Consider the following 10938-nt stretch of genomic DNA (forward strand, 5'->3'; position numbering starts at 1 on the left):
CCATCAGGTGCCCTATGCCCGCCGTTAACCTTCGCCATATCGAGATTTTTCATGCTGTGATGACTACCGGCAATCTCACGGAAGCTGCGCAGATGCTGAATACCTCGCAGCCGACGGTTAGCCGCGAACTGGCGCGCTTTGAAAAAGTGCTGGGATTGAAGCTGTTTGAACGCGCGCGCGGGAGGCTGCACCCAACGGTACAAGGGTTACGTCTGTTCGAAGAAGTGCAGCGCTCCTGGTACGGGCTGGACAGGATTGTTAGCGCGGCGGAAAGCCTGCGTGAGTTTCGTCAGGGCGAGCTGTCTATCGTCTGCCTGCCCGTTTTTTCCCAGTCGTTCCTGCCCATGCTGCTGCAGCCTTTTCTGGCACGCTATCCTGAGGTCAACCTGACGATTGTTCCGCAGGAGTCACCTCTGCTCGAAGAGTGGCTTTCGGCGCAGCGTCACGATTTAGGCCTGACGGAAACGCTCGCGACGCCTGCAGGTACGCAGCGCACGGAGCTACTCTCTTTAGATGAAGTCTGCGTGCTGCCCGCGGGACATCCGCTTGCCGCCAAAAGCATGCTGACACCTGCAGATTTCCACGGTGAAAACTACATTAGCCTGTCGCAGACCGACAGCTATCGACAGCTTCTGGATACGCTATTTGCCGAACATCAGGTGAAACGTAGAATGGTAGTCGAAACGCACAGCGCGGCGTCGATTTGCGCCATGGTGCGCGCGGGAGTGGGTGTGGCCGTGGTCAATCCGCTCACGGCGCTGGATTACGCGGAAAGCGGCATTGTTATCCGCCCCTTTAGCGTTTCCGTCCCCTTCACCGTGAGCCTGATTCGCCCCCTGCACCGTCCGGCGTCAGCGCTGGTCGAAGCCTTTAGCGAGCACTTAATTGAACATGCCCGTCAGGTAGTACTTCGCTTACCTGGCCTGCAACACGCCTTATGACAGCATAAACGCCACGGCATCGGCAGCATGGATCGCTGTGGTATCAAACACCGGGATGGGGCTTCGTTCAACCGGCACGAGCAGGCCGATTTCTGTACAGCCGAAAATCACGCCTTCCGCCCCCCGCTGTGCGAGTTTTTCCATCACGCTGACGTAGTACGCGCGGGAAGATTCGCTGAAGGTACCCAGGCAGAGTTCATCAAAGATAATCTGGTTGATGCGCGCCCGGTCGGTCTCATCCGGGATCAGGCTTTCAATGCCAAACTCGCTGCTCAACCGCCCGCGATAGAAATCCTGCTCCATGGTGTAGCGAGTTCCCAGCAGCGCCACGCGGCGCATTCCGGATGCGCTAATTGCACGCCCGGTCGCATCGGCAATATGCAGGAACGGCAGCGAGCAGCGGTCCTCAATATGCGACGCCACTTTGTGCATGGTATTGGTACACAGCAAAATACCTTCGGCACCGGCACGCTCCATCCCAAGCGCCGCGTTAGCCAGTATCTCACCGGCTTTGTCCCATTCGCCGCTCGACTGACAGGCTTCGATTTCATGAAAATCGACGCTGTGCAGCAGCAGGCTTGCGGAGTGCAGGCCACCGAGACGTTGCTTCACCCCTTCATTGATCAGGCGATAATAGGGGATTGTTGATTCCCAGCTCATCCCGCCAAGCAAACCTATCGTTTTCATCATCCCCCCTTATGTGTTTATCCCAGTGAAGCAAACTTGTGATCCTGTTTCCAGTTCTTTGTCGCGTCGTTTCTTTTTAACTCAGGGTGAGATAAATTAAATGAAACAATGTTTCATCATATAACAAGGCGGAGATATGTTTATTTTCCATAAAGAGACCACGCTTGACGATCTGGGTAATGGCGTGACGCGCCGCATTCTGGCGCACGGTGGTAAGATGATGGCGGTAGAGGTAAACTTTGAGCAAGGAGCAATCGGCCCTCTGCACAATCACCCGCATGAACAGTTAACCTATGTTCTGTCCGGCGAGTTCGAGTTTACTATCGGTGAAGAGAAACATGTCGTGACGGCGGGCGATACGCTTTATAAAGAGCCGCATGTTATGCACGGCTGCGTGTGCCTGAAGCCCGGCACCTTGCTGGATACCTTTACGCCAGTGCGCGAAGATTTTCTGAAATAAAAAAAGGCGCTGTTTTCAGCGCCTTTTTGTCGTCGACGTTATTCTGTCACGGGCGTGACTGGCGTTACCGTCTCTGGCAGAGGGATACGGGAAAGCATCGCCTCGCGTAACAGCACGCTCCCGCAGGCAAACAGACCGCCAAGCATACCTGCCAGCAGCACAATCAGCGCCTTGCCTGGTCCATCTTTTTTCACCGGCATAGACGGTGAAAGCTGATATTTAAACGGCTCAAGTTTGACATCTTCCACGGACAGTTTTTGCAGCTGAGTCAGATAGTATTCACGGTTCTGGAAATCCGCATTCAGCTCGGCCACATCCTTGAGATTTTTTTCAATCTGCAGCTTTTGCGCAATCCCGTCTGCACCCAGCGCCACGGAGTAATCCGGATCGTCTTTTACTGCTTGCCCGTTGCTGTAGACCGGCTTTTTGATGCCCGCCGCGTTGGCGACTTCAAGGGAATAGTTCAGGCGCTGCAGGTTCGTATTGTGAATATTGGTCAGACGCACCCGATCCAGCTCCAGCTGCTGCTGGACCACTTTGGTTTTCAGGGTGATCTGGTTACGAATATTCTCCATTGTTTCCCGTTCAACGATGCGAGAAATATAGTCGATATAGCCCTCAAGCACCGTCTGCGCATCGCCCGCCGTCGGCGCGGTAAAGCTGAGCGTCCACGAGACGTAAGGCGCTTTATCCGCGTCTTTTGCCTGGGTGTTATCTACCGCTTTCATTTTTTCTGAAATATTAACCACAGCACGATGCAGCTCAAGCGGGTCGACCTCGGTGCCTTCGAGCTGAGACATCACGTAGGGTGAATTCTTCATGTACTCTTCAAGCAGCGACTGCGACTGAAACTTTTTAATGAATTGGTTAAATACGTCAGGACGCGCAACCTTCACGTCCACGTCCAGCACCTGCAAGGCAACCATCATTTGACGCAGCGGGTTCCACTGCGTCTGTTCTGCCGGGGTGATCACCGCTTTACTGGTCCATTTTTGCGGCAACATAAACGCAATCGCCAGCCCCGCCAGCGCAAAGGCAAACGCAATGGCGATAATGCGTTTTTTTGCTGCGAGCAGGACGTCCAGTAATCCCAGAAGGTCGATCTCTTTCGTATTGACTGCCGGGGAGGCATAACGGGGAAAATCAAGATCCGTATTTTTTTTGAAATCCATCGCTGACATAACCGTTCTTCTTTTGAGGGCGCAGTAATTTCTGCCTGAATGCTTCTGGTGGTCCGATGATACAAGAGTCTAAGAATTATCTGAACGTAAGTTTGGTCTATCCTGGCACTCACTATTAAATTTAGTAGTTAGTTCTCTACCGTTATTGTTGTTACTTATCATGTAGTTTCTCCTGCCTCACCCTTTCCCACTGGATTTGATTGCTTGAAATACAGCAAAAATGCCACCTTCCTCACCTTATTGAAACACCGTTTCGACCGCGATCACATTTCCATCATTAAGCGAATGACGCAGAAATAAATAGCAATAAAATAAAATAAAACGATGTTTTAGTATTCAAGAACAGCGGTTCGCCTGTTTTGAAACCCAAACGATTCGCAATAAGGACAAACCAAAAAAAGCGTTATAAAACAAAGTTAAATGCAGTTTCGCTTTACGTAGCATCCAGAATTTCCGTCCTTATGCTGTGCTCGACAGGCGTCAGGCGACGTTACAAATGCAGATTCCGTTTTAAACCATTGATTGCCAGGTAGGTATGTATGAATGAAAACAAGCTGCTGGGGTTAGCGTGGATATCACCTTACATAATCGGGTTGATACTCTTTACGGCTTTCCCCTTCGTCTCATCGTTCTTCCTCAGCTTTACGGATTACGATTTGATGAGTCCGCCGGTGTTTAACGGCATCGAAAATTATCGCTACATGTTTACCGAGGACACGCTCTTCTGGAAATCAATGGGCGTGACCTTTGCCTATGTATTTCTGACCATCCCCTTAAAACTCGCCTTCGCATTAGGGATTGCGTTTGTTCTGAACTTTAAATTACGCGGCATCGGGTTCTTCCGTACCGCTTACTATATTCCGTCGATTCTCGGCAGCTCCGTCGCCATCGCCGTTTTATGGCGCGCGCTGTTTGCCATTGATGGCCTGTTAAACAGCTTTATTGGCGTGTTTGGCTTTGACCCGGTGAACTGGCTGGGTGAGCCGTCGCTGGCCCTGATGTCGGTGACGCTGCTGCGCGTCTGGCAGTTCGGTTCCGCGATGGTGATCTTCCTGGCGGCACTGCAAAACGTTCCGCAGTCGCAATATGAAGCAGCCATGATCGACGGTGCCTCTAAATGGCAAATGTTCACTAAAGTCACCGTGCCGCTGATCACGCCGGTCATCTTCTTCAACTTCATCATGCAGACTACCCAGGCGTTCCAGGAATTTACCGGACCGTACGTGATTACCGGCGGTGGGCCAACCTACTCAACCTACCTGTTCTCACTCTACATCTACGACACCGCCTTCAAATACTTCGACATGGGCTACGGCGCGGCACTGGCCTGGATCCTGTTCCTGGTGGTGGCGGTTTTTGCCGGTATCGCCTTTAAGTCTTCAAAATACTGGGTGTTCTACTCCGCCGATAAAGGAGGCAAAAATGGCTGATATCCAACAACTCTCCACGGCAAGAAGCATTGCAGAGCGCGAAGTGGCCCGAACGCTGCGCAGAGAGAAAATCAACGCCAGTATTCGTTATGTGATCCTGCTTTTTGTCGGCCTGCTGATGCTCTATCCACTGGTGTGGATGTTCTCGGCGTCGTTCAAACCGAACCACGAAATCTTTACCACCCTGAGCCTGTGGCCTGCACATGCAACCTGGGACGGGTTTGTAAACGGCTGGAAAACCGGGACCGAGTACAACTTCGGCCATTACATGCTCAACACCTTTAAGTATGTGATCCCGAAAGTGATCCTGACCATTATCTCCTCCACCATCGTGGCGTACGGCTTTGCTCGCTTCGAGATCCCGTGGAAGAAATTCTGGTTTGCCACGCTCATCACCACCATGCTGCTGCCAAGCACCGTGCTGCTGATCCCGCAATACCTGATGTTCCGTGAAATGGGCATGCTGAACAGCTATATGCCGCTGTATCTGCCTCTGGCCTTCGCGACGCAAGGGTTCTTTGTCTTCATGCTGATCCAGTTCCTGCGCGGCGTGCCGCGTGACATGGAAGAAGCCGCGCAGATCGACGGCTGTAATTCCCTGCAGGTGCTGTGGTATGTGGTGGTGCCGATCCTCAAACCGGCCATCATTTCCGTCGCCCTGTTCCAGTTCATGTGGTCGATGAACGATTTTATCGGCCCGCTGATTTACGTTTACAGCGTGGACAAATACCCGATTGCACTGGCTCTGAAAATGTCCATCGACGTCACCGAAGGTGCGCCGTGGAACGAAATTCTGGCAATGGCGAGTATCTCCATTCTGCCATCCATCATTGTCTTCTTCCTGGCACAGCGCTACTTCGTCCAGGGCGTCACCAGCAGCGGAATTAAAGGTTAAGAGGGAAATATCATGGCTGAAGTTATCTTCAACAAACTGGAAAAGGTTTACTCCAACGGCTTCAAAGCGGTACATGCTATCGACCTGAAAATCGCTGAAGGGGAGTTTATGGTGATCGTCGGACCATCCGGCTGCGCCAAGTCCACGACCCTGCGCATGCTGGCCGGGCTGGAAACCATCAGCGGCGGCGAAGTGCGTATCGGCGAAAAGATTGTGAACAACCTCGCGCCGAAAGAGCGTGGAATTGCGATGGTGTTTCAGAACTACGCGCTCTATCCGCACATGACGGTACGCGAGAACCTGGCGTTCGGCCTGAAGCTGAGCAAGCTGCCGAAAGACCAGATTGAGTCTCAAGTGAACGAGGCAGCTAAAATTCTGGAGCTGGAAGAGTTGCTGGACCGCCTGCCGCGCCAGCTGTCCGGCGGCCAGGCACAGCGTGTGGCCGTTGGCCGCGCGATTGTCAAAAAACCGGACGTTTTCCTGTTCGATGAACCCTTATCAAACCTGGATGCCAAGCTGCGTGCCTCGATGCGTATCCGTATTTCTGACCTGCACAAGCAGCTGAAAGCCTCCGGTAAACCGGCCACCACCGTTTACGTAACCCACGATCAGACCGAAGCCATGACCATGGGCGACCGTATCTGCGTCATGAAACTTGGCCACATCATGCAGGTGGATACCCCGGACAACCTTTACCACAGGCCAAAGAATATGTTTGTGGCGGGCTTCATCGGCGCACCTGAGATGAACATTCGTCAATGCCAACTGGTGGAAAATGCGGGGCAACTGCATATCGCCATCGGCAATGAAACCATGCCGTTACATGCTCAAATGCAAGACAAAGTCACGTCGTATGCTGGTCAGGAGGTCTTCTACGGCGTGCGCCCGGAGTTCGTTTCGCTCTCCGATGAGCCATTCCTTGAAGGCGGCTGCAGCGGTGAGATGGTGCGAGTAGAAAATATGGGCCACGAATTCTTTGTGTATCTGAAGGTTGCTGACTACGAACTGACTGCCCGAATTCCTTCCGATGAAGCTAAGCCAATGATTGATAAAGGCCTTCATCGTAAGGTGTACTTCAAGTTTGATATGAATAAATGTCATATTTTTGACGCAAAAACTGAACAGAACATCTCTCTCTGATGGAGTAATAAAAATGAAAAAAGTGCTTTTAAGCGCAGCAATCTCCGCTACCCTGGGCCTTACTGCTTTGCCATCGATGGCGCAAGATGTTGATTTACGTATGTCCTGGTGGGGCGGAAACGGCCGTCATCAGGTGACGCTGAAGGCGTTGGACGAGTTCCATAAACAGAACCCGGACATCAACGTTAAAGCAGAATACACCGGCTGGGATGGACACCTCTCGCGCCTGACCACGCAGATTGCGGGCGGAACCGAGCCTGACGTCATGCAAACCAACTGGAACTGGCTGCCGATCTTCTCTAAAACCGGCGATGGCTTTTACGACCTGAACAAGATGAAGGACGTGATCGACTTAACGCAGTTCGATCCAAAAGAGCTGCAGTCCACCACCGTTAACGGCAAGCTGAACGGCATTCCGATCTCTGTGACCGCGCGCGTCTTCTATTTTAATGATGAAACCTGGAAAAAAGCCGGCGTCGAATACCCGAAAACCTGGGACGATCTGATGGCGGCGGGCAAGACATTCGAGAGCAAGCTTGGCAAGCAATATTACCCGGTGGTTCTGGAACACCAGGATACGCTAGCGCTGCTGAACTCTTACATGATCCAGAAATACAATATCCCCGCCGTGGACGAGAAGACCAAAAAATTCTCTTACAGCAAAGAGCAGTGGGTTGAATTCTTCCAGACCTATAAAAAGCTGGTGGATAGCCACGTCATGCCGGACACCAAATACTATGCGTCATTTGGTAAGAGCAACATGTATGAGATGAAGCCGTGGATTCAGGGAGAATGGGGAGGCACCTATATGTGGAACTCCACCATCAATAAATATTCCGACAACCTGAAGCCGCCTGCGAAGCTGGCGCTGGGCAACTACCCAATGCTGCCGGGCGCAACGGATGCGGGTCTATTCTTCAAACCTGCACAGATGCTCTCGATTGGTAAATCGACCAAAAACCCGGAAGCGGCCGCGAAGCTGATTAACTTCCTGCTGAACAGCAAAGAGGGTGTGGATACGCTGGGTCTGGAACGTGGCGTCCCACTGAGCAAAGCGGCGGTGCAGTTCCTGACGGAAGACGGCACCATCAAAGAGAGCGATCCTTCTGTAGCGGGCCTGCGCCTGGCGCAGTCTCTGCCTGCGAAGCTCTCCGTATCGCCATACTTTGACGATCCGCAGATTGTGGCGCAGTTCGGTACATCCCTGCAGTACATCGACTACGGCCAGAAGACCGTGGAAGAAACGGCGGCGGACTTCCAGCGTCAAGCTGAGCGTATTCTGAAACGCGCCATGCGTTAATAGCGTCCCCCGCTAGCCCTGTGCTCAGCGGGGGATAACCTCGCCTTTCGATCGTTCAGAAAGGCGCAGCGTTATTCGAGCTGCCAGGCACCTGCCTCCGTTAAGCATGACGAACCGCCCCAGGCGAACAGCGCGAGTTCCCGACGGCCTGCATCCGGATAAATACGGCTGCTCAGGCAAGCTTCGCCATCGTTTACAAAAACTTCTACCGACGAACTATCGAAGAACACCCGCAGCGTCAACGCCTTACCGGCAGTTAATGGCACACTGCGCGTGCCGCACAGGCCATAGTGCGGATAGTGACGCTCCAGCACCAGCCGCTGCATCTGCGCATCAACATAGACGCGCAGGCCGTCGCCAAAGCGGAGTCCGTACTGTTCGGCGCTGCTGTTAGCACAATCCCAGTGCAGGATGACTTCCATAGCCTCGCCGTTTTCCATCATAACCCTCTGCTGGTTTTTCAGGAGGGTGACCGGCCACGGGAACCAGGCACCGCGCAACCCCTCAACCTCTTTGGCCGGACGCATTTGCAGGCGGTTATCCGCACCCAGACTCAGCTCACGCGGCAGCGAAAGCATACCCGCCCAGCCGTCCTGTTGCTCCGGCAATGGCGATTCCCACATATCCAGCCAGCCAATGACGATGCGTCTGCCATCTGGCGCCAGGAAACTTTGCGGCGCATAAAAGTCATGACCGTGGTCCAGTTCAACAAATCCGCCTTCGCGGGTGAACGTCTGTCCTGGCTGCCATTCGCCGAGGAGATACCCGCTCTGGAACAGATTGCGGTTCTGGTAGCCGTTTGCCTCCAGTCCCTGGGGAGAGAACATCAGAACGCGCTTGCCGTCGAGGATGAAAAAATCCGGGCACTCCCACATATAGCCCATCGCGTTTTCCGCTTCATCAAGCACCCCCGCATCATGCCACTGGCGCAGATCGGCCGATTTATATAGCCGCACCTGCCCGGTATCCCCCTCGCGAGCGCCGACGATCATGTACCAGTCATCCCCTTCACGCCATACTTTCGGGTCCCGGAAGTGGTGCATACCCGGCGGAGTGTCTACCACTATCCCCTGGCGTTCAAAGTGAATACCGTCGCGGCTGGTCGCCAGACACTGGACCTGAAAGAGGTTGCCCTCATCACCGGGATCGCCATGGAATTTATGCCCGGTGTAAATCAGCGCCAGCGTATCGCCGTCGACCACTGCCGAACCGGAGAAACAGCCATCTTTATCTTCCGGGCCTTCCGGGGCAAGCGCCACCGGCAAATGTTCCCAGTGCACCAGATCTTTACTGCGCGCATGCCCCCAGTGCATAGGCCCCCATTCGGTTGAATACGGATGATGCTGGTAAAACGCGTGGTACCAGCCATCAAACCATACCAGCCCATTCGGGTCGTTGATCCAGCCCGCTCGGGCGGCCAGGTGGTAGCGCGGATACCAGCGCAGGTTCAGCGCCTCGCGTTTAGCCTGGAGTTCCTGTTCTGCGTTGGAAATGGTGTACATCATAGTCTTCACTCTTTTTGATTCAGATAGCGGAGGGTTGCGAGACCAGCGGGTCTGAGGACGACCGCGAGGCGCGCAGCAAGAAGATGGAGATAAAGGTGGTGCTGAACACCAGCAGTCCCATAATTAGATAAGACTGGGCGAAGCCATATTTCTCGTAGCTATAGCCTGCCAGCGGCGAAAGCACCGTGGCGATGATCGAGCTGGTGCACGCAAACCCCACCAGATACAGCGTGGATGAGAGACGTTTATCAAAGTTAAGGCTGTTGTATTTAAAGATGGCCACCAGCAGAACCGGCAACTCTAGCGCGTGCAGCAGCTTGGTGATAGAGATAAGCAGCGGGCCTTCTACCAGCCCGGAGGCGACCATGCGGCTCGCCATCACCATTCCGGCGAAGATGAGGCCGTTTTTCGCACCGATACGGTTCACCAGCCATGGCGCACAAAACATGCCAGCTGCCTCAAGGAAAACCTGGAATGAGTTTAGATAGCCATACATAGCATTCCCTTCCTGGAGCGTCGGGAACTGAGAAGAGAAGTAGACCGGAAACTGCTGATCGTAAACGCCATAAATGCAGGTGCCGATGACGAAGAACACCAGCGCCCAAAAGCGCGGCAGGGTGAGCAGGCGCAGCGCGTCTTCCAGCGTCACCTTCCCCCCCGCCACCGCTTCTTCCATCGCCTGTGAGGCGGAGAAAACCCGCAGCCGCGCCAGCAAAATGAAAAATACCAGCCCCGAGCAACTGGCCACCGCAAAGTTGAATTTTGGGTTGATGTTAAAGAGTAAACCGGCAAAGAACGTTGCAACCGCCCAGCCCAGCGAGCCCCACATCCGCGCCTTGCCAAACTCAAACTGGCTCTGTCGTGCCACGCGCTCGGTATAGGATTCTAAAACACCGATACCGCCGTTGAAGGTCAAGCCGATGTAAATTCCGCCGAAAATGCTGCCAAGCAACACGTTAATCTTCAGCAGATAGCCAAACAGTAAAAAGGCCGGTCCGGAGAGGATCAGCAGTACGGTGATGTACCAGAGTAGATTTTTCCGCAGGCCGAGCTTGTCCTGAATGAAACCGTAGCAGACCTGGGCAAACAGCGCAGAGACGGAGAGCACCGCGTAGATAATGCCGGTATCCCCCGGCTTCAGGCCCACCTCCTGATGCAGCCAGATAGAGAGCAGCGATCCGGAAGAGGACCAGCAGACAAAAAAGAAAAACAATAACGCACTGAGTAACGGGTAGCTTTGAGAGTGATGTTTCTTCATCATGACATTCTCATCGTGGAGGAATGCCACAAATGGTAACGTTAACAATTGGAATAACTCATGTCATTTTGCTGAGATTCATGATGTTAATCACAAAAGTTAACGTTAACATTGATGTGGTGCGATCGCGATCAACTATTT

Annotated in this window: 10 protein-coding genes; 6 read left to right on the forward strand and 4 right to left on the reverse strand. The window is 53.3% G+C overall.

Going from position 1 to position 10938, the window contains the following annotated elements; genetic code table 11:
* Window positions 1–14 precede the first annotated feature (14 nt).
* Window positions 15–941 carry a LysR family transcriptional regulator gene (locus V5P19_RS16305; RefSeq protein WP_334405099.1) on the forward strand — a complete coding sequence of 309 codons (927 nt, stop codon included), beginning with the start codon at window positions 15–17 and terminating at the stop codon, window positions 939–941.
* Here V5P19_RS16305 and V5P19_RS16310 read toward each other — a convergent pair.
* Entirely contained in the window at window positions 936–1628 is a 693-nt protein-coding gene (locus V5P19_RS16310; RefSeq protein ID WP_334405373.1) for an aspartate/glutamate racemase, read from the reverse strand. The genes V5P19_RS16305 and V5P19_RS16310 overlap by 6 nt on opposite strands.
* A 136-nt stretch (window positions 1629–1764) precedes the next feature.
* On the opposite strand from V5P19_RS16310, the gene V5P19_RS16315 reads away from it, so the two are divergent.
* The gene (locus V5P19_RS16315) at window positions 1765–2088 is read left to right on the forward strand and encodes a cupin domain-containing protein (protein WP_334405101.1); all 324 of its coding nucleotides are present in this window, start codon (window positions 1765–1767) and stop codon (window positions 2086–2088) included.
* Window positions 2089–2126: 38 nt separating this feature from the next.
* On the opposite strand, the gene wzz(fepE) is transcribed toward V5P19_RS16315, so the two are convergent.
* Window positions 2127–3269: an LPS O-antigen length regulator Wzz(fepE) gene (wzz(fepE), locus tag V5P19_RS16320; protein ID WP_334405103.1), complete on the reverse strand. Its 1143-nt coding sequence runs from the start codon at window positions 3267–3269 to the stop codon at window positions 2127–2129.
* Between the two features lie 539 nt (window positions 3270–3808).
* Between wzz(fepE) and V5P19_RS16325 the strand changes: the two genes are divergently transcribed.
* Genes V5P19_RS16325 through V5P19_RS16340 form a run of 4 tightly spaced genes read left to right on the forward strand, consistent with a single transcriptional unit; the run spans window position 3809 to window position 8034 of the window.
* The gene (locus V5P19_RS16325) at window positions 3809–4699 is read left to right on the forward strand and encodes a carbohydrate ABC transporter permease (RefSeq protein ID WP_131633648.1); all 891 of its coding nucleotides are present in this window, start codon (window positions 3809–3811) and stop codon (window positions 4697–4699) included.
* Window positions 4692–5594, forward strand: a complete 903-nt coding sequence (locus V5P19_RS16330; protein ID WP_334405109.1) for a carbohydrate ABC transporter permease — start codon at window positions 4692–4694, stop codon at window positions 5592–5594. The genes V5P19_RS16325 and V5P19_RS16330 overlap by 8 nt, the downstream gene beginning before the upstream one ends.
* 12 nt (window positions 5595–5606) lie before the next feature.
* The gene (locus V5P19_RS16335) at window positions 5607–6734 is read left to right on the forward strand and encodes an ABC transporter ATP-binding protein (protein ID WP_334405111.1); all 1128 of its coding nucleotides are present in this window, start codon (window positions 5607–5609) and stop codon (window positions 6732–6734) included.
* A 13-nt stretch (window positions 6735–6747) separates the two neighbouring features.
* Complete coding sequence (locus tag V5P19_RS16340) at window positions 6748–8034, forward strand: ABC transporter substrate-binding protein (protein ID WP_334405112.1); 1287 nt, start codon at window positions 6748–6750, stop codon at window positions 8032–8034.
* A 71-nt stretch (window positions 8035–8105) separates the two neighbouring features.
* Here the strand turns inward: V5P19_RS16340 and V5P19_RS16345 are convergent, their stop codons facing one another.
* Complete coding sequence (locus V5P19_RS16345; RefSeq protein ID WP_334405114.1) at window positions 8106–9539, reverse strand: glycoside hydrolase family 32 protein; 1434 nt, start codon at window positions 9537–9539, stop codon at window positions 8106–8108.
* Window positions 9540–9558: 19 nt separating this feature from the next.
* A complete protein-coding gene (locus V5P19_RS16350; RefSeq protein ID WP_334405116.1) occupies window positions 9559–10800 on the reverse strand; it encodes an MFS transporter in 1242 nt (413 codons plus the stop codon).
* Between the last annotated feature and the right edge of the window lie 138 nt (window positions 10801–10938).

Source organism: Enterobacter sp. UNJFSC 003 (genome assembly GCF_036903355.1).
Classification (GTDB): domain Bacteria; phylum Pseudomonadota; class Gammaproteobacteria; order Enterobacterales; family Enterobacteriaceae; genus Enterobacter.